Genomic DNA, 21,064 nt, shown 5'->3' with positions numbered 1-21,064 from the left:
AGGGTTGTAACTATGTTTTCATCTGTTCTGACTGTGGCTGTACCTGTGGCAGCTGAGCTTTCAACGGCAACCAGTACCATTCAGGAATACAACCAGGATGGCTCGCCGCTGGGTTCACCGGGCATTACTGGCTTTTTGGTGACTATGGTTCTGGGTATCGTTATTATCCTGCTGGGCTTGGACTTGACTCGCCGCCAGCGTCGTCTGCGCTACCGTGTTGACTACGCCAAGGCGCGTGAGGCTGAGCTTCACGGTGAAACCGCGGGTAAGGATTCTCAGTCTCGTGTTGAGCCTACCGCTCAGCCCGCCCGAAACACCGTTCAAGGCGGCGTTAGTGGTTCATCGCGTAGAGCCGAGAAACGCTAAAGCCCCATTAGTTGTGTATGTAAAAGCCCGGATGCTGGTTGAACCAGCATCCGGGCTTTGCGCTAAGTGGCTTCTGCCTATAGCCCGCTCAGTGGCTAGCCGCGCACTGCAAAAATTGCGAACATGACGGCGATGTAGTGCAGGATAAATCCCACAATGGTGCAGGCATGAAAAAGTTCGTGAAAACCAAAATGACGCGGGGAAAGCTGCGGGAATTTGGTGCCATAGAAGACAGCGCCCAGGATATAGATAGCTCCACCGGTTGCAATGAGCACAGTAGCGACCGGAGAAATCTGCCAAAATTCGGGCAAGAAAAAGACCGCGATCAAGCCCATAATTGCGTAAATCGGGGTGTACAGCCAGCGAGGAGCGGCAGTCCACAAAACGCGAAAGAGCACCACGCCTATCGCGCATCCCCAAATAATCCACAGCAGCAGTGTTCTTTGACTACCCTGTAACAAGGTCAGAGCGATTGGCGTATACGTTCCAGCAATCACCAGTGCGATATTGGCGTGATCAAGGCGCTTGAAGAGCATACGCAGACGTTCTGACCAGTAGGCTCGATGATAAATCGCTGAGATGCCAAAGAGAAGGATGCCTGTGAGCGCAAAAATTGCGCACGCAAGACTCAGCCAGCCACCACCCGCGAGAACAATTTGCACGATTCCCGCTATAAAAACAATGGGTGCGAAACCGGCGTGAAGCCAGCCGCGCATCAGCGGCTTCTTCTCATAATAGGGATGGTCGGGGGAGAGGAAAGAATGAACCTCCGACCGAGCGCGCGTTGAGGCTGTAATGGCAGTACCTTTCATGAGAGCTCATTTATCGGTAAGAAGGAAGCTTGCTTCCACTTCTTTAATTATGAACCTTATCAGCGAATCAGCCCAGCATGTTCAATAAATCATCAGCTACTTTTAGGTTTGATAAACCTCGCGCACTACAGTGTTCGATGAGTCAGATCAGTACCCGCATCATGAAAACGCGTGTGGCTACCTATAGAATGAAACGAGAACTTTTTGAGTATCGAACATTAGGGGAACGATGAAGGTACCGCAGCCGGTGTACAAGGTCTACGAGCACGCGCTGACCTCGTCGATTCCTGTGCAACGCCTTCCGCAACATATTGGTGTGCTGGTCGACGGCAACCGCCGGTGGGCTGCTCAGCTTGGCGAAACCACTAAGCACGGGCATCAAGCGGGAGCCGAACGCATCATTGAGTTCTTGGGCTGGTGCCGCGAACTCAAAATACCGATGGTCACCCTGTACATGCTCTCTACCGAGAACCTAAAGCGTTCGGAAGAAGAGCTGAAAGACCTTCTCGAAGTCATCGAAGGATTTATCACCGAGTTATCGGGCGCTCGCATCGCTAAAATACAGGGCGTTGGCAAACTGGAAGCACTGCCGTCGTCGTTGCGATGCACTTTAGAAGATGCCGTAGAGAAGAGCCAGGACATTAGCGACCTGCACGTCAATATTGCGGTAGGGTACGGCGGACGCCAGGAGATTGTGGACGCGGTACGTGACCTCATTCTCGGTGCGGTGGCCGAAGGCAAAGACATGAGCGAGCTGGCAGAAAATCTTGAGATTTCAGATATTTCAAGTCATCTCTACACACGCGGTCTTCCTGATCCTGACCTTTTGATTCGCACCTCTGGCGAACAGCGTCTCTCGGGCTTTTTGACCTGGCAGTCCGCTTACTCCGAATTTCATTTCTGCGAAGCACTGTGGCCGGACTTCCGTCGGACTGATTTCTTGCGTGCGCTACGCGATTACGCTAACCGTCAGCGCCGCTTTGGATCCTAATGTTTGCTCGTATCTACGAGTTCGCAACGTACGGAAATGCGACCGGCTGGATCTGCGCCGCACTGCTGATCCTTGCCAGCGTTTATTTTGCGGTTTGCGCCGTGAAACTGTGGCGTATTGATGTAGCCATCCACCGACTTCCCGACAAAATCGTCCTGCCCATGTACGCCGTTATTGGGGTTGCCCTGTTTACGGTTCTCGTGCTGACGGAAGGCGCTGAAGGTCTGCGAAGAACCTCATACAGTGCCGTTGTGCTTTTGGGAATCTACTGGGTATTCAGGATGATTTCGCGCCGCTCTTTAGGGCTAGGTGATGTAAAGCTAGCCGGGGTGCTCGGGATGCTGATGGGCTATTTCTCAGCGCTCAATATACTGTGGGGCACCACGCTCGCTTTCGTCTTTGGTGGTTGCTACGGCCTGTATCTAGTACTGACCAAGAAAGCCAGCCTCAAATCCCATATACCTTTTGGGCCTTTCATGCTCGCTGGAGCTACCGTCGCTTTGGTTTTTCCGGCATAAAAATGCCTTCCCCTGCTGATCTCTTCTCCGCCACCGTACCCTAACGATTCTCCGCGAAAGGAACTGACCTTATGCCTACCCCAGAATTTATTACCGAGTTGCGTAGCAAAATTGGTCACGACATGCTGTGGCTCTCGGGCGCAACCGCGGTCATCGTGCGCGATGAAGACCAGAAAATCCTGCTGGTACGCCGTAGCGATAACGGTCTGTGGACGCCCATCACCGGCATCGTGGATCCCGGCGAAAACCCGGCGCTGACCGTGCTACGTGAATCTGAAGAAGAAGCCAACGTCGAAGTAGAGGTTGTTGCGCTCACCCAGCTCAAGGCTGACCCGCCGCAGACCTTCGGTAATGGCGACCAGTGCCAGTTCTTAGATCACACTTTCTTGTGTAAATATGTCAGCGGTGAGGCTCGCGTGAACGATGAGGAATCCTCGGCGGTGCAGTGGGTTTCGGTAGATGAGCTAGACGGCCTGGTCAACGAAAGGATGCGCGAGCGCATCGACTCAGCGCTGAACTATACCGGCCACACTCGCTTCGGCTTCGAACAGGTATAAGACGAAAAGCAAAAAGGTGCGGCGCTCCAACGAAGGAGTGCCGCACCTTTATCGCGTTCTAGAGGAGAACTAAATCCTTAGGAGAACTGACGCCATGCGCGAGCGTTACGCAGGTTGGACTTAGCCATTGCGACAGCCTCACCCGCACCGCGGTTGAGCGCAATCTTGCTCATAGAAGTTGCAAAACCAACGATCTGATTAGCTTCGACCTCGGGAGGCATGGACAGCGCATTGGGATCAGTAATGATCTCAACCAGTGACGGGCCGTTATGAGCCAGCGCCTTACGGTAAGCCTTCTCAAGATCCTTAGGCTTCTCAACACGCTGAGCCTGGAATCCAGCGGCGGTCGCGATGTCAGCGTAGTTGACCAGGGGAACATCCACGCCGTAGTCCTCAAAGCCCTGAACCAGCTGTTCGAGCTTGACCATACCCAGAGTTGAGTTGTTGAAAACAACCACAGTCAGCGGCAGGTTGTACATCTTAGCGGTGAGCAACTCACCCATCAGCATGCTCAGACCGCCGTCACCCGACACAGAAATCACCTGGCGGTTAGGCTGTGAGAACTGCGCACCCAAAGCATGCGGCAGTGCGTTAGCCATTGAGCCGTGCAAGAATGAGCCAATCAGGCGGCGCTTGCCGTTGGGCTCGATGTAGCGTGAGGTCCACACGTTGCACATGCCGGTATCGGCGGTGAAAATTGCGTCGTCAGCTGCAACATCGTTCAAGATTGAGGCCGCGTATTCGGGGTGAATCTTCTGGAACTTGCTGGGCTTAGTGGTGTATGCGCCAACAACCTTGGACATTACGGTGTTGTGCTTTTTCAACAGTCCTTTGAGGAACTTGCGGTTCTTCTTGCGCTTGATTAGCGGCAGAACAGCTGCGATAGTTGCGCGAACATCGCCCTCAACCTGCAGACCAACGTTGGTGCGGCGTCCCATAACCTCAGCTGCGGTATCAATCTGAATGGTGTCGGTATCGGGCAAGAACTGGTCGTAAGGGAAGTCAGTGCCCAACAGAAGCATGAGATCCGCATCCTTAAGCCCCTCAGCCGCAGCACCGTAACCCAGCAGACCGGTCATACCCACATCGAAGGGGTTGTCGTATTGAATGAATTCTTTACCGCGCAACGAGTGACCAACGGGTGCTGCTGCGAGATCCGCAAGCTCGATTACCTCATCGTGAGCTCCCTTAACACCGGCGCCAGCAAAGATAGCGACCTTCTCAGCCTTGTTGATGCGGTCAGCGATTTCCTGGATGGTTGCCGCATCGGGGGTGAGGACGCCACGGCGCAGGTCGCCAAGTGCGGGTACCTGATCAACAGCGTCCGCGTCCGCGATATCACCGGGAATTGTCACCACTGAAACACCATTCAGCGCGATAGCGTGCTTGATACCGGAGTTGATGATGCGCAGGGTCTGAGCCGGAGCTACAGCCATCTCGTTGTAAACGGAGCAGTCTTCGAAGATGCGCTCGGGGTGGGTCTCCTGGAAGTAGCCTGAGCCAATCTGAGCAGAAGGAATGTGCGATGCGATAGCGAGCACGGGGTTGTGCGAGCGATTAGCATCGTACAGACCGTTGATGAGGTGGGTGTTACCCGGTCCGCATGAGCCAGCGCAGACGGCGAGCTCACCGGTAACCTCAGCGTCAGCTGCTGCCGCAAATGCTGCTGCCTCTTCATGGCGCACGTGAATCCAGTCGATGCCGCCCTTGGCCGAGCCACCGGATGCGCGTACCGCGTCAACGATAGGGTTCAATGAGTCACCTACGACACCGTAGATGCGTGAAACGCCAGCTTCGATTAGCTGGCTCACAATTTGCTCTGCGAGCTTCACTTTATCTCCCAAACTTTTGAGTTCAAGTAATTCTTACCTTTTCATTCTTGTCTGGTTAGCCAAGCTTTTCAAGGTCATCACCTGTGAAATATCAGTGAGCTTGCTATCTGTTGAATGTGATGTCAACGATATATAAAGGCGGTGAAACCAGTTTTCTCCGGTGCTTCTGCTCGCCCTCAAAGATGCGAAAAATGGGGGGGTAAACGTGCAGCAGCATGGAAATGGATCACAGGGGAGTCGTCCTCTATCCGGCAGAGTCTTTAAACGAAAATTCCCTCCCAGGTCTTTCGCCCACAACAAGTGCACGCGAAAGACCTGGGAGGAAAAATCGTTAGTGATTGAGTAGAAACAAGGCGGCGCTCGATTCCTCTCTAACTTAGCCGCTGATTCTTAGGAGTAGTTACCCAGCATCTTGGTAACATCGAGAGCTGAATCCAGCTGTTCCTCGGTGACTTCGCCGCGTTCTACGTAGCCAAGAGCAATAACTGCCTCGCGCACCGTAGTCTTGTTAGCCACTGAGTACTTAGCAATCTTCGCTGCTGCTTCATAGCCGATGAGCTTGTTCATCGGGGTAACGGTTGACGGTGAAGCTTCAGCCAAGAAGCGTGCGCGTTCTTCGTTAGCTTCCAGACCGTCAATCATCTTCTCTGCCATGACGCGGGTTGCGTTGGAGAGCAGGCGGATGGACTGCAAGAGGTTTGCAGCCATGACGGGAATACCGACGTTGAGCTCAAATGCGCCATTGGTGGAGGACAGCGCGATGGTGGTGTCATTACCGATAACCTGTGCAGCTACCTGAATAACAGCTTCACAAATTACGGGGTTGACCTTACCGGGCATGATTGATGAGCCGGGCTGGAGGTCAGGAATATGAAGTTCGCCGAGACCTGTGTTGGGGCCTGAACCCATCCAGCGGATATCGTTGTTGATCTTCATCAGTGAGTACGCGATGTTGCGCAACTGACCTGATGCTTCAATCAGACCGTCACGGTTTGCCTGTGCTTCGAAGTGGTTGCGTGCTTCGGTCAGTGGCAGGCCGGTTTCTTCGGCGAGCAGTTCAATAACTCGTGCTGAGAAGCCGTCGGGGGTGTTGATGCCGGTTCCCACTGCGGTGCCACCGAGGGGAACCTCAGCGACGCGGGGGAGGGACGCATCAATACGCTCGATACCGTAGCGAATCTGCGCTGCATAGCCCCCAAATTCCTGGCCCAAGGTTACGGGGGTCGCATCCATGAGGTGGGTGCGGCCGGACTTAACGACGTCCTTGAATTCCTTAGCCTTCTTCTCCAGTGAAGTTGCCAGGTAGTCCAGCGCAGGCTTGAGGTCGTTAATCAGGGCCTCGGTAGCTGCAACGTGAACGGAGGTCGGGAAAACGTCGTTTGATGACTGCGATGCGTTGACGTGGTCGTTGGGGTGAACGTTGACGCCCTTGCCCTCGAGCTCACGGTTTGCCAGGGTTGCCAGTACCTCGTTGGTGTTCATATTTGATGAGGTGCCCGAACCGGTCTGGAAAACATCAATCGGGAAATCATCGTTGTGCTTGCCCGCCGCAACAGCGTCCGCTGCGGTGCGGATAGCCTGCGCGCGCTCAGCGTCGAGCACGTTCAACTCTTCATTAGCTGTAGCAGCTGCTTTCTTAACCAGAGCGAGTGCGCGAATGTGTGCGGGCTCTAGAGTCTGACCTGAGATGGGGAAGTTCTCAACGGCGCGCTGAGTCTGCGCGCTGTAGAGTGCGTTAGCGGGAACGCGGACTTCGCCCATGGTGTCGTGTTCAATACGGTATTCAGTGTTTTCTGCCATATAACCAGCATAAACCCCATACGTGAGGTGAACCTCATCGAGCTGAAAATATGTAGGTTTATTGCAGCATGGGGATATGCGGTCTTGAGGGGATAAAACCTTAGGACGCAGTAATTTCAGGCGATGAAGAGTACACCAGCTCTGCTTTACCGTCTGCAAGGTGATAGAAGACGCCAATCACGGCGGTGTTCTCTGCCGCGACCGCCTGAGCAATAATGTGTGACTGCTCTGCGATGCGGGCAGCTGTTTGACGGGTGTGCTCCACCACCATGTCGTTGACGGTTGGCTCTGCCGGTAGCGCCGGTGAGATGACTGAGGGCAGGATGCGTTCAACGAGGTTACGTACAAAACCGTGAGGCATAGTTCCGGTATCGTGCGCTGTCTTTGCCGCAGTAACAGCGCCACAGGAGTCATGACCCAGCACCATCACGAGGGGAACATTCAGATCATCGATAGCGTATTCGATAGAGCCCAACACCGAGTTATCAATAACCTGCCCCGCTGTTCGAATAACGAAGGCATCACCCAAGCCGAGGTCGAAGATGATTTCCGCGGCTAGACGCGAGTCACCGCATCCAAAAATGGCGGCAAACGGTGCCTGACCGGATGCCAAGGACGCGCGGTGCAGGGCGTCCTGGTTAGGGTGCTCAGATGAAGAGGACACAAAACGGGCGTTGCCCTCTTCAAGTCGATGCCAAGCCTCAGCGGGGGTGGTGATTGAGGTATTCATCAAAAGCCTTTCAAACGTGAGGTAAGTGAGCTTCATTATAAGCGCATTCAAAAGCGGCACAAGAGTATTTCTTGTGCCAGATTTTGTGTCTTATTGAATTCCGGTGTCGGAAGTTGATGTGGGGGAGGCTGTTGCTGTGGGCTGCTTTTGGTAGTTCACCACAGCGTCAGCTAACTGAGCGAAGTCGGTGCCAGGAACATCGCTACCGTACATAATGACGGTGGTTCCTGAGACCTCACCGATGTAATAGGTAACGGTTTCATCTTTATCGTTTTGACCGGTGCGAACGTCCCAATTTACGCCACTCACGCTCTCGTTGCCCTGGGGCGCTGCATTGTTAGTTTGTTGCGCAATCCAGCTGTCATTGGTCTTAGACGCATCTGCCTGTTTGAGGGTAATGAAGTGATCTGAGCCGGTAATCTGACCGGTTTCCCAGTAGTTAATCTTGTCTGCCTGGTTAGAATTCCAGCGCGCAAAGTTATAGTGCCAGCCCTCAAGTTCCGGTGCAGCAACAGCAAAGGAAGATGCTTCACCCGCCTCATACGCGACCTTTGGCAAATCAACTTCTGCCTGGTACGGGTCTTTGTTGGGCTGGGGCATCAGCCACAAAACGGGAACAATGCATACAACGAGCACCACCATGGAGATAATCATGTTACGTACCGGCGCGTTGATGCGCTGAGCCTGCTTTGCGGTAATCTGCGGTTTCACACCGTCCGCAACGGTCGCGGGAGCTTGTTGCTCCGCAGCTGACACGGAACCGGCTGAAGAAGAATTCTGATGCTGCGATGAAGTCACCTCCCTATTGTCACGTACAAATGGTGCGGTTGCCAAAGCGATAACCGCAATAAGGTGATAAAAGGTGCAAGTACTGGCCCGTCATATTGAGCAGAAGTGAAACAAGACACAGGTAATCTTCCCGGTAAAGCTCTGCAGAAACTGCGCCAAAGCCCCGAAAATGGTTATTGTTGAAATATCGCGCGCAACGATGCGCCGCGAGACCGGTAGACACCGCAGGGCTGAAAACACTCAAAGGGGAGATAATGTCAGCAGCTAAAAACGAAAACTTTGGTCGCAACCTCGCGCTAGAACTCGTGCGCGCAACGGAAGCGGCGGCTATCGCATCCGCACCCTGGGTTGGTGCAGGCGACAAAAATAAGGCAGACGGCGCGGCAGTAGATGCCATGCGTTACCGCCTCTCAAGCGTGAACTTCAACGGCACCGTTGTCATCGGTGAAGGCGAAAAAGATGAAGCGCCCATGCTTTACAACGGTGAATCTGTTGGTGATGGAACCGGCCCCAAGATGGATGTAGCTGTTGACCCTATTGACGGTACCCGACTGACTGCTCTAGGTATGGACAACGCTCTTTCCGTTATTGCTGTTGCAGACGGTGGCTCAATGTTCGACCCTTCAGCTGTTTTCTACATGGAAAAGCTGGTGACCGGCCCCGAAGCTGCTGACTTGGTTGATCTGCGTCTACCCGTCAAGCAGAACCTGCACCTCGTTGCAAAAGCTAAAGGCAAGAAGATTAACCAGCTGACCGTCTGCATCCTCGACCGCCCGCGCCATAACGGAATCATTGAAGAAATCCGTGCAACCGGTGCGCGTACCCGCATGATTCTTGATGGCGACGTGGCTGGCGCCATCGCTGCTTGCCGTGAAAATTCAGGTATCGACCTCATGCTCGGTACCGGCGGCACCCCTGAGGGCATTGTGGCTGCGTGTGCTATCAAGGCAACCGGCGGCATTATACAGGGACGCTTGGCTCCCACCGATGACGCGGAACGTCAGAAGGCACTGGACGCCGGACATGATCTTGATGCGGTGCTAACCACCGATGAGCTTGTTACTTCTGACAACTGCTACTTTGCCGCAACCGGCATCACCGGCGGTAAGCTGCTACGCGGTGTGCGCTACGGCCGCAATACCATCACTACCCAGTCAATGATTATGCGCTCAAAGTCAGGCACCATTCGTACCATTGACGCTGAGCACAACCTGGCTCGCTGGGAAAGCATTCTCGAAAAGCACATGCCTAAGGGTTAATCTGTAGAGCCTTATTGCGCTTATTAGATTTATGGTCGACATAAGAATGCTCCCGCACTGTGTGCGGGAGCATTTTTGTTCTCCCCGTAATATGAAGCCTCATTTACTGTTTTATTCCAACAGTTATGGGGACAAAATGCTGAAAGGAAGCTGAACGCTCAGTAAAACTATGCTGGCTTTCATACGCTAGCAGTATAGCTACCAGTCGGTAGTTATTGAGAGCCACCATCTTAAAGTGAACCGCTCTCACACACTTTCATCATTAGGGGAAAACAATGGGGAAAACCACCCAGAAACTAGGCGTTGCCTTCTTGTCTGCAACCATGTTGCTCAGCGCTGCGCCGGGGGTAGCGAACGCTGCAACTCTTAACACTCAAACTGCAATTGGCAAGTACGCGCAAGTTCACCAGGGCGATCTCGGTAAACCGCTCACCGATGAGCAGAAGTTTGCTAACGGCGCGTCCGCCCAGGAATTTGAGCACGGTCTGGTGACCTACAGTCAGCGCACCGGTACTCGTACTCTCACCAACGCCCAGGAAATTCAGGCATTCAAGAATGCCGGTGGTGTTGAGAAGTTTGGCGCTTTGGAAAGCGGCTCATGGGACAACACCTTCTGTGGTCAGTCAGTGACCACCTTTGACGGTAAGACCCGCTGGATGGTTGTGGTGGATGCGAAAACCCAGCCGTCCTCATCAGTTGACCTCAATAGCTCTGAGGGCAATCAGTGGAAGAAGGACCGTACCAAGTCTTTTGCGTGCTTCCCTGACAATGCTCCGGTTGTTGACCAGCCGACTGATCCTGCTCAGCCCGAGAATCCTGTAGCTAACCTAGATTGGTCAAAAGCGACCTTTGTGAGTGGTCAGAAGGCTTTGTTGTTGACTACTGATACCACTGCCTACGTGACTGCGGCTGACGCTAACGGCGCTCGCGTGACTAATGCTCCTGTGTATGAAGTCGAGTGGCTGAAGGTCAGCGAAGACGCTCGCAATGTATGGACTGGTGAAAATTTTAGAACCAGCATGTTCCCCGTTCTCGGCAAACCAACTGCTCCTGCTACTTGGGCTGGCGACACGTCAACTCAGGCTTTTGAACATGGCACTGTGACATGGACGCGAGGTTCGGAGCGACCTACGGTTGAGCTGACCCAAGAAGGTACTGTAAAGCTCGAATCTGCTGCGCAGGTACACGGATACGATATTCGCGCAGAAGGTTACACCGGAAACCTAACTCCGTTGGATGACCGTTTTCTGATTGAGAAAACATCTGAGTTCATCTTTGTTTACGACTCCAAAGCAGATACCGCGGGTTGGATGGATCCTAGGGTATTCGATGAGTTTGTTAAAGATCCTGACAGATTTGGCACTATTAAGTACTCGGGAAGTATCGGCGATGGTCGCGGTGGCCCCATCTACAACTACATGATTACCTATTTCGATGAACCTGAAGGCGGAGAAACGCAAGTTACCGGTTTTATGACGAAATCTGTAACTGTATCCTCTGACAGAGACGGCAATTACATCATCGATAACGAGCCTGAACTTGCTCCTTTGACCGATCCTGCAACCGTTGACTGGTCAAAGTATGCAACTTTGATGGGTAACCAGCAAGCCTTGTACTTTCAAGATGGTGACTCAGCCTTGATTATTGCAGCTAACCCGGATGGTACTCCAAAGATGGGTGCTAAAGCTGTTCGCTCTGATGTTCTAGGTTTCCAGATGACCCGTTTTGACGGTCGCTGGGACCACAATTTCGCTTCAGCCTGGGTCTACGGTAGTCCCTATACTGATGAAATTACCAACGCTGGAGCACTTGGTCTGCCTTTGGCTGACGGTCGCTATGTAGAAGAGAACGGACAGAAGTATTACCTTCAGGACTTTGAAGGTGGCAGTATCAAATGGGCCGTACCCGCTTCACGGCTCATTGAATCTGATGATTCAAAGGTAGAGATCACTTTGAACGCCTTGGGCGAGGCGCGCTTAGCTGCGAATGACCCTCAGCTTCCTGCTGTTAACGGTTAAGACCTAACGCATAGCAAAAGCGTCCTCGCGGCATCAGCCTCGAGGACGCTTTTCTTATGCTGTGAAGTCGGTTTTACTTACCGATCTTTGCGCGTACTTTAGCTACAGCGTTCTTTGCGATCGGCAGGGCTTTAGCTTTCGCATCCACTAGCTTGGACTTAACAACCGGTGCCTTGCTCTTTGCCGCGTAGACGCCGGTGTACGCCTTGTAACCGGTGGCGTTGACGGGCACATCCCAAGTGCCGGGGAATTCTACGGACTGGCCACCGAAGGACTTCTTGAACTTGGTGAAGCCCGCCCACTCGTGGTTGGGATCATCGTTCGGTGCGATGCCAAAGAGGTCAACGTACTTCAGTCCCTTAGCTTTCGCATCCACAATCAGGTTAGTCACCAGGGGGATGCCAGCTGAGAGCTTACGGTGCTCGAAAGAAGTTGCCGCGTGCGCGTAGGTGCGGGTGTCATCGGAGTCGTAGACAAAAGCGGCGCCGATGGGATCATCCTCAACCTTAGCGAGGTAAAGGGTAGCGGCATCGGCGGGCATGAGCACCTTTGCCACCTGCTTGAGGTACTCGTCGCGCTGACGGTTAAAGCCGGTGCGGCCTGCGGTCTCGTCCAAGAACTTAAGCAGGATATCGAGATCCGCAGGGTTCTGGGAGGTTTCGAAGGTCACGCCCTTCTTATGGATGTTGCGGTGAAGGTTGCGGTTGGTGGACTTCATATCCTTCAGAATTGCTTCTTCATCCTGGTTCAGATCAATGATTTGAGTATGTGAAGGCTGTACCTGGCGCGGTGAAATTTTATAACCGCGTGCGCGCAAGAAAGCGGAAGGCACAGTGCCCTCAAAAATTTCATCGTTAGTGGGTTCAATACGCACGAACAGGCACTTGTTGTCGCGGGCTACGCGGGTGAGTTCTGCAATAGCTTCATCAAATGCAGAAGCTGAGGATGCGACGGGGCCGTAGGGGCAGTAAAGGTAACGGCCGGTTTTGCCGCCCTCTAACGTAGCCATGTAGCTCCAGCCGGTGCCTGAACCGGTGAAGACCTTGTGGCCGTTTGATTCTTGAAACTTTGCCCAAATGGAAGACTGCAGAATATTACTCATGTGCTTTAGTCTATCGGTTATAAACAACGCCCGCCGGGTATAAAACTCGGCGGGCGTTAGTGTTTTAGGGAACGGAGCAGGTACCGTTTGAGGTCAGCTCGGCGGCTGATTCGATGGTCGTTACTTCACCGCTTACGCTTTGGAAGACCTGCTGAGGTGCCTCAGACTTCGGTGCCATAGCCACTGTTGCCTCAGGCGTCTTACCCTCTGCAGAGTCTGCAATTACCTGCTGAACACGCGAGTGAATCTCATCGTAATCCGGGTAGGTAGGGAAGATATCTTCAAAATAGGGGGGAGCGATAGCGAACTGAATCAGATCGTGTTGACGCGACTTAATAGCAACGTCACCAAGTTCACTCAACCCAGATTCGGGGATGTTGGTTTCTACGATCTGCTCGCCAGCTGCTGTAATGTCAGCGAATTTGGTCAGCACGTTGGCAGGCTCTAACTGCTTGAGCATTGCTGCCTGCACACATCGCTGACGTGCCTCGCGGTCATAGTCCGATGCACCCTCACGGGAACGCGCGTACCACAGAGCATGGAAGCCATCGAGGTGCTGCACACCCGGTTCAATGTAACCATCAATCGGGTTCTTCTCACCGGTGATGAGGTCAGTACCGCCGCCGATCGGCACGCGTCCACCCACATCGATAGTGATGCCGCCCAAAGCATCAATGAGGGACGCGAAACCCTCCATATCGATCAACATGTAGTTATCGATCTGCAAACCGATGGAGCCGGACACCGCGTCCATGGTCGCCTCAGCGCCGGGGTCGTTGGAATCAGGGTACAAGTCAGTGTGGTTGGCGGTGACATCGGTGTAGAGCGCGTTAAGAATGCATTCGTCACCGCAGTTATAACCCTCAGGGTAAATCTGCCACAGCGGCGAATCTTCCGAAAACTGGGCATTTTGCAGGTTACGCGGAACCGAAATAGTGACCGCCTGGCCGGTGGACGCGTCGATTGACACGACCGTCATAGAGTCGGGGCGTCGCCCGACGCGGTCAGCACCCGCATCGCCACCCATGAGCAAAATGTTGTAGCGTCCCTCATGCTGAGTCAAAGTACCCGAACCAGCGAAGACCTTGCCCAGCGCGCCGCGTCCAACCGAAGCGATATAGGCGGTGTATGCCAACCCGCCACCGGTAATAGCGGTGAGCGCCACCAGCCCCAAAACAACAGGAACCCTAGCGCGAGACGGCAGTGACCGCACTTGAATAATCTTGAGGGTGTTGAGAAATAGAAAAATCCACAGCGCCGCCAGCGCAATAAGCACAGCAATAAAAACCAACAACAAAAATCGGTTGGTAAAGAGCGAAAGCACCGCGGTACGGGCTGTAAAACTGCCAACAATAATCAACGCAATACAGGCCCACACTATAAGAGTCACAGCGAGCGCTCGCCGCCCCAGCTTCTTATCGCCAGCGATCAGCTGAACCGATCCGGGAACTAACAGGGTGAGCAGCACAAAAACCCAGGCGCGACGCACCTTAATAGAATCAGAGGCAACTTCGGGATGGTGAAGGGGATCCGTATAACGCGCTTGGGTGAGTTTATCGCCCTTTACGCGTGTTGCGCTGATTGTTCTTTTGGGTGTGTCCATAACTCTAACGTCCTTATTCTGGGCGTTTAAATGCTTCAGTGGCCAGGTGTTTTATCTACCTGACCACTGTAGCGAAGAAAACTGGGAATCTTCCTAAATCTGCATGCTAGGGAGCATAAGGTCCAACATAGTCTTCATCTGCGGTAGGAAGAAGATTCTCATTGTTGGGGGTAGTTGCTTTACCTGATGCTGATGCGATGGTGGTGCGCTGTGAGGACTCGTTCTCGTAGTCTTCACGGCGTTCTTCAACGCGTGAGCGCAGAACAGAGCCCTTGTCCATTGCGGTCTGACGCAGTGAGGATGCGAATTCTTGAAGATCCGCGCGTACCTGAGCTGCGAAGTCGTCGTTGCCGCTACCGAGCATACGCAGTGCCAGCAGGCCTGCGTTGCGTGCGCCGTCGATAGAGACGGTTGCTACGGGGACGCCGGCAGGCATCTGAACGATAGAGAGTAGGGAGTCCATACCGTCCAAGCTCTTGAGCTTGACGGGTACGCCGATCACGGGCAGGGGAGTGAGGGACGCGAGCATACCGGGAAGGTGTGCGGCGCCGCCAGCACCTGCGATGATTACGCGGATGCCGCGTTCGTGCGCTTTACGGCCGTACTCGACCATGTCTTCGGGCATGCGGTGCGCGGACACAACGTCTGCTTCGTAGGCGATGCCGAATTCTTCGAGAACTTCGGCGGCGGCCTCCATCACGCGCCAGTCGGAGTCTGATCCCATGACGATGCCAACGATGGGCTGCTGAGAGTTATAGGGTGATCCCATTGTTTTCTCCTTGCGGGTGTGTGCAACAAGCTGTGTAGCGCAGGTTGCAACGTAAAGGTGTTAGTTGTCGATGCCGTCGGTAAAGTAGGAGGCTAGCTGTGTCGCCGATGCGCGTAGCTGATCCAGTTCAGCTACCTGGCCCGTCATGTTGATATGGCCGATTTTGCGACCTTGACGCACGCTCTTGCCGTACAGGTGTACTTTGGCGCGGGCGTCCGTTTCTAAAACAGTGGGCAGTACTGCAAAGAGGTCTTCGTTGGCGCCGCCGAGGAAGTTTTTCATGAGAGCTACTTCGCCTTTGAGCGCAGTATCGCCCAGGGGCAGATTGAGTACCGCGCGAAGATGCTGTTCGAACTGGCTGGTGACGGAACCGTCTTGCGTCCAGTGCCCTGAGTTGTGCGGGCGCATGGCGAGTTCGTTGACCAAAAAACCGTGTTCTGAGCCGGGAACTTCAAAGAGTTCCGCTGCCATAACGCCGGTAACACCGAGTTCGGATGCGAGCTTGACGGCGGCGTCCTGCGCGCGCTGGGCAACAGCGTCGTCAATGCCGGGTGCCGGTGCGATGACCTCATCGCACACCGAGTTCACCTGAATGGATTCAGCAACGGGCCAGGGGCGTACTTCGCCCGAGTCGCGTCGTGCTACCAGGGCGGAAAGTTCGCGTGAGAAGGCAACCTTCTCTTCAACCAAAAGTGATGAGAAATCTGTGCGTTCTGCCAGTCCATCAAACCACTGCTGAGGTTTTTCACCGCGAGCTTCTGCGGCGTCATCAAGAACCATCACGCCCTTGCCGTCGTAGCCGCCGCGCGGAGTTTTCAGAACAACAGGCCACCCTGATGAATCGCCGAAAGCCACCAGCTCATCAACGGTAGTTACCTCAGCCCAGCGCGGGTTGGGTAGACCAAGGCGGTCTACTGCTTTACGCATTTCGATTTTGTCTTGGGCGTGTAGCAGGGCATCGGGGCGAGGCTGTACATTGACGCCTTCGCTCATCAGGGTCTGCAAGTACTCGCCAGGCACATGCTCGTGATCAAAGGTGAGTACGTCTACATCGCGTGCAAATTCGCGGAGCGCCTCTAAATCTTTGTAGTCACCCACAGGTGTCTCTTTTGCAGCTGCTACAGCAGAAACTTCGGGTGATTCTGCAAGGACGCGCAGATCAAATCCGAGTTCAGTGGCTGCAGGAGCCATCATGCGAGCTAGCTGCCCGCCGCCAACAACGCCAATTTTTGGTCCGGTTACAGGATATGAAGTCACGTTTCTAGGGTAACCGTTATAACGCATTTCGTGAAACCTACCTCACAGGAAAGTGGTTGAGGTGATGCAACTTTTAAAGAGAGGGGTAAGGCAGGGCTTTTTCGTCGCTGAAAATCTTGTCTCGACGGCCGGTGCTCTCAAAGTCAATTTCTGGGTCTAGCACTACGGTTGCGTAGCCTGCGATTTGTGCTGCGAAGAACTGAGTGAGAGTTGAAGGATGCGTGAGGTCACCGGATATTTCAACGGCTTGGATCGCTGACGGGAGAGCCTGGGGGAGTTTTTCTGCGAGATTATTTGCGGCGTGAAGGATCTCTGCGTGCGAGAGAGACTCAAAAGCAGGTGTGGTTGTCTCTGGATGGTTGAACCCCATATAAACATCGGCAAAACTGCGCACCTCGGCGGCATAATCAACAGCATCGAGGGATGCAGGTACCTCGCCCATGTATCGCATCCCTAAAGCTGAACGCTCAATGAGTACCGCGTATTCGGCATCAGCACCATCAAGATCTTCTGGCGAAAAAGCAAAAGCCGCACGGGCGTCCTCCGCGTGCTGAACAATAGTTGCACCCACTTGCAAACCGGCTACCGCTATTGCAAGGGTGCGCCAGTGAAGCTGAGGCGGGAGCATCACAGAGTCTTCGACTTCTACATCGAGTTCTTCAACCAGAAAATTGGCTGTTTTTGCAACCCAGTTGTCGAAGACGCGTCCGGAGAGCTCAACGCGCTCACCGGGAGCAGAGTACCAAATCAGAGAAGGTGACTGACGTTTTTTGAGGGTTTCTAAGAACCGTGAAACTGATAGTGAAGACATGGTCTCACTGTACGACCGCGCTACTACCTTTGAAAAGTTTCAGGGGGTGACTAGGTGGTTCTTGTTTGGTTAACTAAACTGAGTGAAAACTCTAATAGCTTATACCATAAAAAATAACAAATCCTAGAAATATGCGTTGTCTAAAATTGGTTAATTTGAGAACCCAGCTTGACGAACAGGGGTAAACACACGTTCAATTAGTTTCTAGGGTTTTTACGCGACACAGTTGTGCCTACAAGTAAATAGGAGCTGTTGGGAGCTCTTCTTTACGTTCACCGTGTGCATCACCGTGCGTGTTCAATAAGAGCCACACTACTCACCGTCATTGGATACGAAGGGGCGAAACATGGGTTCGTTTACTCAGTACAGGAGTGAAGCGGAAAGTTTCTCCGTAGCAACCCAGCGTTACACTATGCAATCTGCACAGTATCTAGAACAACAAGCAACCTCACTACTGACCGCAGCCGATGCGCGCGATAAAGCGAAGGACGCTAAAAAGGCTCACAATAGCCAGCAGGCAAAAAATATCGACCTGTTCTCAAATGACCCCGACGCTCTCTCCCTGTGGGAAGCGGCAGCTGGTCTGTACAGCACCGACGGCGACGATGGGGAACTTGCCTGGCAAGCCGACGCGCTCTGTGCGCAAACTGACCCCGAGGCATTCTTTCCTGAAAAAGGTGGCTCAACACGAGACGCTAAACGCGTGTGTAGCGAGTGCCCCGTGCGCGATGCGTGCCTAGAATATGCAATGGAGAACGACGAACGTTTCGGCATTTGGGGTGGACTCTCCGAACGCGAGCGCCGCCGTCTTCGTAAGCAAGCTATCTAGGAAAGCGTACTTTAGTTTCATGGCACAACAACGTCTATGCTCCCGTCAGACCTGCACTCGTGAAGCGGTGCTTACGCTGACCTACGCTTACGCAGATTCAACTGCTGTGATCGGCCCGCTTTCTGTGCATCGCGAACCTCACGCTTATGATTTATGCGAGTTTCATGCTGACCGTCTGACTGCACCTCAGGGCTGGCAGGTAGTACGGGTTGATTCTTCAGCATCGCCTTCATCACGAGAATCATCAGATAATTTTCCGCCACTTCGAGGCGTTTAGAACTAGTATTAAGTAACCCCAGATTACTAAGCGCGCATCGCGGTGCGCGCTTTTCTTTAGATTTACCTAGAACAGGTACTCACGGTTTTTACTGTGAGCTATTCGTGTAAAGGATTCAACGTGGCTTTTTCCCCCAAAGAGAGCATGGCGTCTCGCCGTCAGGCATTGGGTCTGTCGGCGCTCGGTTTAACCTCGGCGTTTGGGCTAGTAGCGTGTGGTTCGTCAGCAGACAACGCATCATCCTCTGCCTCTGCAACTCCGTCGGAGAAACCGAAGTACGCGGGTAAGGTCAGCGTTGTTCCTGAGAACGAAGCAACCGAGCATAACCCCACGCATCCGGCGACTGTAACAGGTGAAGAGGGAACCACCCTCAAATCGGTAAAGCTGGTGAATGACACTACTGGTGCCGAGCTCAAGGGCACATTGAGCGACGATAAAACTACGTGGACGTCCAGCGAAGACCTTGAATTCGATACTCAGTACACTCTGACGTACACCGCCATCGATTCCCAAAAGGTTGAGGGCAAGGGCGAGAGCACCTTTGGCACTGTAACTGCCGCTAACCAGGCAGACGCGTGGATTCCTAACGTTCAAGAGGGCGGCGTCTATGGCGTTGGCCAGATTCTTGAGTTCCACTTCTCAGAGCCTGTGGTCAATAAGGATGCGATTGAGAAGCTCATTAGCGTCACCGGCAAGGGTGTTGGCGAAGGTAAGATTCGCTGGTACTCAGATACCGTTGCACGCTGGCGTACCGAAGACTACCTTCCTGCGCGTACTGCCATTACCGCTAAAGCCAATATTCTGGGTGTTGACTTGGGCAACGGCATGATTGGTAACTCTAACCTCGTGGTGAACTTCTCCACGAGCGATAAGCGTTACGCACTTGCTGATAACTACACCAAGACCATGCAGATGTTCGTCAACGATAAGCTTGTGAACACTGTGCCTATTACTTTGGGTAACGAAGACTGGCCGTCCGTGGTGGGCAAGCTCGTGGTGATTGAGCAAGAGGCTACCTACAAGTTTGATCCGACGACGCTTGGACTGAAGAAGGGCGACCCTCACTGGTATGAGCCCTTTACCGCTCACAACACTTCTCGTCTGACTAATTCGGGTGTGTTCGTGCACCAGGCTCTGCCTTCAGCTTACGCATATGTGGGTGTCGGCAATGTTTCGCACGGTTGCTTGGGTATGATGCCCGCTGACGCCCAGTACTTCTTCGATACCTTCGATGTGGGCGACATCGTTGAAACCGTTAACACCGGCTACCCTATGGCTGATCCGGACAACGGCTACGGCGACTGGAATATCCCCTTCGCGTCCTACTCGGATGAGAACTATAAGGGTGACTGGTAAACCAAGCGCATAACATTTGTAGGTCTCCCGTGCACTAGCGCGGGAGACTTTTTAGATATCAGCGTAATCAGCAAGGAGAATCACTGCAGTGGCCCCTAACAATGAAGGACGCGAGTGGGAGAACCTCGCACCGGCAATTAATGATCATCAGGCCGATACTCCCTCTGGTGCTGGCGCCGATAAGGAGCAAGCAGCCGGGAGCGCGCGGACTACCGATAAGCTTCTGCGCGCTCGTCGTGCTGAGACGGTTTCGGAGTCTGGTAAGACCGTTGACCGACCGGCGGCATTGACGCACGACGTGGATGCTGCTGCTGAGCAGCCCCCGGTAGCCGAGGAAAATGATGGCTTAGCGACCGGTGAGGCTTCTACAGCTGACGAGGTGTCAGAAGGTCCCCTTCAACATCGCGGGCAAGAATCTGACGTAGCGGCGGTGGTAGCTTCTACCGCTGCTCCCAAAACTCCTGCCCGCATCGCCGATCAGCAGACCGAAGCCGCTGAGCGTGCCAATGCTCGCGAGATTGCGGTGAACGACCGTCCGCGTTTCTTGCGTTTGCGACAGATCATTATCGCACTTGCTGTGCCGCTGGTGACGCTCGCTTTGTCAGTGCGCCTGATTGCAACCACGGGTTTCTTGTGGCTTGCCTACCATCGGCCGGGATTCCCCGCTGATTCTTACGGCTTTGACGCTGCAGAGAGGATGCGTCTGGGGTCTTACGGGCTCGAGTACATTTGCAATTTTGCGCCCAGTACCTACCTCTCTGAGCTCACCAACGCTCAGGGACACAAGTGGTTCTTGGCTAAAGAAGTTGCGCACATGACAGACGTCAAGCACGTGATGATTGTAGCGATGATTCTTGCAACCGCGTGGGCGGCACTGGCTCTTTTCAGCTCACACAGCCTCAAAGAACGTGCCCCCGGTGCTATCCGCAAGAGCATCTTCGCGGGCTCATGGATAACCCTGGTACTCATGATTGCCCTCGGTGTTCTCGGTGCGCTGGGCTGGGAAAGCTTCTTTACCCGCTTTCACGAGCTCTTCTTCCCGCAGGGCAACTGGATGTTCCGCGCATCCGATACACTGATTCGTCTTTACCCGCCGCAGTTTTGGGTGGACGCGGGTATTGCGGTAGCGGCGCTGGCTCTGCTCTTCACGATTTTGGTCATGGTGCTGTCATGGCCCACGAAGTTCCGTCGTGAACGTGCCCGCAAGAATGCAGCGGATCGTTTAGCGCTCAAGCAGAAGCTCTCGCAGGATTAGGCAGGAGCACTTACTACACCGTGCTCACGCGGTTGATAACTGCCTCAGCATCACAAAAGCGTCGCGCTCCCCTGGAATATAAGGAGAGCGCGACGCTTTTATAATGTCACTCTTTTTCTACCGGGCTAGCTAA

20 protein-coding genes are annotated in these 21,064 nt (G+C 53.7%); 10 read left to right on the top strand and 10 right to left on the bottom strand.

Features of this window, described 5'->3' with window-relative positions:
• Window positions 1-12 precede the first annotated feature (12 nt).
• On the top strand, window positions 13-366 hold the full coding sequence (locus tag IDM49_RS09065; RefSeq protein WP_190724272.1) for a hypothetical protein: 354 nt from the start codon (window positions 13-15) through the stop codon (window positions 364-366).
• A 95-nt stretch (window positions 367-461) separates the two neighbouring features.
• Here IDM49_RS09065 and trhA read toward each other — a convergent pair whose 3' ends face one another.
• Window positions 462-1,178, bottom strand: coding sequence for a PAQR family membrane homeostasis protein TrhA (gene trhA / locus IDM49_RS09060; RefSeq protein WP_190724271.1), 717 nt, complete (start codon window positions 1,176-1,178; stop codon window positions 462-464).
• A 229-nt stretch (window positions 1,179-1,407) separates the two neighbouring features.
• Between trhA and IDM49_RS09055 the strand changes: the two genes are divergently transcribed.
• The 3 genes from IDM49_RS09055 (at window position 1,408) to IDM49_RS09045 (ending at window position 3,244) form a co-directional block, all read left to right on the top strand.
• The gene (locus tag IDM49_RS09055) at window positions 1,408-2,169 is read left to right on the top strand and encodes an isoprenyl transferase (RefSeq protein WP_190724270.1); all 762 of its coding nucleotides are present in this window, start codon (window positions 1,408-1,410) and stop codon (window positions 2,167-2,169) included.
• The gene (locus IDM49_RS09050; RefSeq protein ID WP_190724269.1) at window positions 2,169-2,687 is read left to right on the top strand and encodes a prepilin peptidase; all 519 of its coding nucleotides are present in this window, start codon (window positions 2,169-2,171) and stop codon (window positions 2,685-2,687) included. Before IDM49_RS09055 ends, IDM49_RS09050 begins: the two co-directional genes overlap by 1 nt.
• 71 nt (window positions 2,688-2,758) lie before the next feature.
• The gene (locus IDM49_RS09045) at window positions 2,759-3,244 is read left to right on the top strand and encodes an NUDIX hydrolase (protein ID WP_190724268.1); all 486 of its coding nucleotides are present in this window, start codon (window positions 2,759-2,761) and stop codon (window positions 3,242-3,244) included.
• 77 nt (window positions 3,245-3,321) lie between these two features.
• Here IDM49_RS09045 and IDM49_RS09040 read toward each other — a convergent pair whose 3' ends face one another.
• The 4 genes from IDM49_RS09040 to IDM49_RS09025 form a co-directional block, all read right to left on the bottom strand.
• Window positions 3,322-5,076 (bottom strand): pyruvate dehydrogenase, encoded by a 1,755-nt coding sequence (locus IDM49_RS09040; RefSeq protein WP_190725473.1) that lies wholly within the window; start codon window positions 5,074-5,076, stop codon window positions 3,322-3,324.
• Window positions 5,077-5,466: 390 nt separating this feature from the next.
• Window positions 5,467-6,876 (bottom strand): class II fumarate hydratase, encoded by a 1,410-nt coding sequence (locus IDM49_RS09035; RefSeq protein ID WP_168614727.1) that lies wholly within the window; start codon window positions 6,874-6,876, stop codon window positions 5,467-5,469.
• A 100-nt stretch (window positions 6,877-6,976) separates the two neighbouring features.
• Window positions 6,977-7,606 (bottom strand): carbonic anhydrase, encoded by a 630-nt coding sequence (locus IDM49_RS09030; protein WP_168614726.1) that lies wholly within the window; start codon window positions 7,604-7,606, stop codon window positions 6,977-6,979.
• 90 nt (window positions 7,607-7,696) lie between these two features.
• On the bottom strand, window positions 7,697-8,404 hold the full coding sequence (locus IDM49_RS09025; RefSeq protein WP_168614725.1) for a DUF4245 family protein: 708 nt from the start codon (window positions 8,402-8,404) through the stop codon (window positions 7,697-7,699).
• A gap of 245 nt (window positions 8,405-8,649) precedes the next feature.
• Between IDM49_RS09025 and glpX the strand changes: the two genes are divergently transcribed.
• Both glpX and IDM49_RS09015 read left to right on the top strand, forming a co-directional pair.
• Window positions 8,650-9,654, top strand: a complete 1,005-nt coding sequence (gene glpX / locus IDM49_RS09020) for a class II fructose-bisphosphatase (protein ID WP_190724267.1) — start codon at window positions 8,650-8,652, stop codon at window positions 9,652-9,654.
• A gap of 275 nt (window positions 9,655-9,929) precedes the next feature.
• On the top strand, window positions 9,930-11,672 hold the full coding sequence (locus tag IDM49_RS09015; protein ID WP_190724266.1) for a hypothetical protein: 1,743 nt from the start codon (window positions 9,930-9,932) through the stop codon (window positions 11,670-11,672).
• Between the two features lie 73 nt (window positions 11,673-11,745).
• On the opposite strand, the gene IDM49_RS09010 is transcribed toward IDM49_RS09015, so the two are convergent.
• From IDM49_RS09010 to IDM49_RS08990, 5 genes are all read right to left on the bottom strand, one after another.
• Window positions 11,746-12,774 (bottom strand): lipid II:glycine glycyltransferase FemX, encoded by a 1,029-nt coding sequence (locus tag IDM49_RS09010; protein ID WP_190724265.1) that lies wholly within the window; start codon window positions 12,772-12,774, stop codon window positions 11,746-11,748.
• Between the two features lie 64 nt (window positions 12,775-12,838).
• Window positions 12,839-14,377, bottom strand: coding sequence for an LCP family glycopolymer transferase (locus IDM49_RS09005; protein ID WP_190724264.1), 1,539 nt, complete (start codon window positions 14,375-14,377; stop codon window positions 12,839-12,841).
• A gap of 106 nt (window positions 14,378-14,483) precedes the next feature.
• On the bottom strand, window positions 14,484-15,146 hold the full coding sequence (gene purE, locus IDM49_RS09000) for a 5-(carboxyamino)imidazole ribonucleotide mutase (protein ID WP_190724263.1): 663 nt from the start codon (window positions 15,144-15,146) through the stop codon (window positions 14,484-14,486).
• A gap of 60 nt (window positions 15,147-15,206) precedes the next feature.
• Complete coding sequence (locus IDM49_RS08995; protein WP_375546077.1) at window positions 15,207-16,340, bottom strand: 5-(carboxyamino)imidazole ribonucleotide synthase; 1,134 nt, start codon at window positions 16,338-16,340, stop codon at window positions 15,207-15,209.
• Between the two features lie 136 nt (window positions 16,341-16,476).
• Window positions 16,477-17,214: a TIGR03089 family protein gene (locus IDM49_RS08990; protein ID WP_190724261.1), complete on the bottom strand. Its 738-nt coding sequence runs from the start codon at window positions 17,212-17,214 to the stop codon at window positions 16,477-16,479.
• A gap of 346 nt (window positions 17,215-17,560) precedes the next feature.
• Here IDM49_RS08990 and IDM49_RS12475 point away from each other — a divergent pair, with 346 nt between their 5' ends.
• From IDM49_RS12475 to IDM49_RS08970, 4 genes are all read left to right on the top strand, one after another.
• Window positions 17,561-18,043: a WhiB family transcriptional regulator gene (locus IDM49_RS12475; protein ID WP_281727787.1), complete on the top strand. Its 483-nt coding sequence runs from the start codon at window positions 17,561-17,563 to the stop codon at window positions 18,041-18,043.
• 19 nt (window positions 18,044-18,062) lie between these two features.
• Window positions 18,063-18,320, top strand: a complete 258-nt coding sequence (locus tag IDM49_RS08980) for a DUF3499 family protein (RefSeq protein WP_190724260.1) — start codon at window positions 18,063-18,065, stop codon at window positions 18,318-18,320.
• 120 nt (window positions 18,321-18,440) lie between these two features.
• Complete coding sequence (locus tag IDM49_RS08975; RefSeq protein ID WP_190724259.1) at window positions 18,441-19,676, top strand: L,D-transpeptidase; 1,236 nt, start codon at window positions 18,441-18,443, stop codon at window positions 19,674-19,676.
• An 88-nt stretch (window positions 19,677-19,764) separates the two neighbouring features.
• The gene (locus tag IDM49_RS08970) at window positions 19,765-20,931 is read left to right on the top strand and encodes a TIGR01906 family membrane protein (RefSeq protein ID WP_190724258.1); all 1,167 of its coding nucleotides are present in this window, start codon (window positions 19,765-19,767) and stop codon (window positions 20,929-20,931) included.
• Window positions 20,932-21,064 lie beyond the last annotated feature (133 nt).

This window comes from Rothia terrae (genome assembly GCF_014705925.2).
GTDB lineage: Bacteria > Actinomycetota > Actinomycetes > Actinomycetales > Micrococcaceae > Rothia > Rothia terrae.
This window is presented reverse-complemented; position numbering and strand designations above follow the sequence as displayed.

What these genes read in the sequence shown, in the direction of transcription:
- IDM49_RS09030 (WP_168614726.1), bottom strand. Translation starts at nt 7,606, where the DNA reads ATGAATACCTCAATCACCACCCCCGCTGAGGCTTGGCATCGACTTGAA.
- IDM49_RS08990 (WP_190724261.1), bottom strand. Translation starts at nt 17,214, where the DNA reads ATGTCTTCACTATCAGTTTCACGGTTCTTAGAAACCCTCAAAAAACGT.
- trhA (WP_190724271.1), bottom strand. Translation starts at nt 1,178, where the DNA reads ATGAAAGGTACTGCCATTACAGCCTCAACGCGCGCTCGGTCGGAGGTT.
- IDM49_RS09015 (WP_190724266.1), top strand. Translation starts at nt 9,930, where the DNA reads ATGGGGAAAACCACCCAGAAACTAGGCGTTGCCTTCTTGTCTGCAACC.
- IDM49_RS09045 (WP_190724268.1), top strand. Translation starts at nt 2,759, where the DNA reads ATGCCTACCCCAGAATTTATTACCGAGTTGCGTAGCAAAATTGGTCAC.
- IDM49_RS09065 (WP_190724272.1), top strand. Translation starts at nt 13, where the DNA reads ATGTTTTCATCTGTTCTGACTGTGGCTGTACCTGTGGCAGCTGAGCTT.
- IDM49_RS08995 (WP_375546077.1), bottom strand. Translation starts at nt 16,340, where the DNA reads ATGATGGCTCCTGCAGCCACTGAACTCGGATTTGATCTGCGCGTCCTT.
- IDM49_RS12475 (WP_281727787.1), top strand. Translation starts at nt 17,561, where the DNA reads ATGGGTTCGTTTACTCAGTACAGGAGTGAAGCGGAAAGTTTCTCCGTA.
- IDM49_RS09010 (WP_190724265.1), bottom strand. Translation starts at nt 12,774, where the DNA reads ATGAGTAATATTCTGCAGTCTTCCATTTGGGCAAAGTTTCAAGAATCA.
- IDM49_RS08980 (WP_190724260.1), top strand. Translation starts at nt 18,063, where the DNA reads ATGGCACAACAACGTCTATGCTCCCGTCAGACCTGCACTCGTGAAGCG.
- IDM49_RS09035 (WP_168614727.1), bottom strand. Translation starts at nt 6,876, where the DNA reads ATGGCAGAAAACACTGAATACCGTATTGAACACGACACCATGGGCGAA.
- IDM49_RS09055 (WP_190724270.1), top strand. Translation starts at nt 1,408, where the DNA reads ATGAAGGTACCGCAGCCGGTGTACAAGGTCTACGAGCACGCGCTGACC.
- purE (WP_190724263.1), bottom strand. Translation starts at nt 15,146, where the DNA reads ATGGGATCACCCTATAACTCTCAGCAGCCCATCGTTGGCATCGTCATG.
- glpX (WP_190724267.1), top strand. Translation starts at nt 8,650, where the DNA reads ATGTCAGCAGCTAAAAACGAAAACTTTGGTCGCAACCTCGCGCTAGAA.
- IDM49_RS09005 (WP_190724264.1), bottom strand. Translation starts at nt 14,377, where the DNA reads ATGGACACACCCAAAAGAACAATCAGCGCAACACGCGTAAAGGGCGAT.
- IDM49_RS09050 (WP_190724269.1), top strand. Translation starts at nt 2,169, where the DNA reads ATGTTTGCTCGTATCTACGAGTTCGCAACGTACGGAAATGCGACCGGC.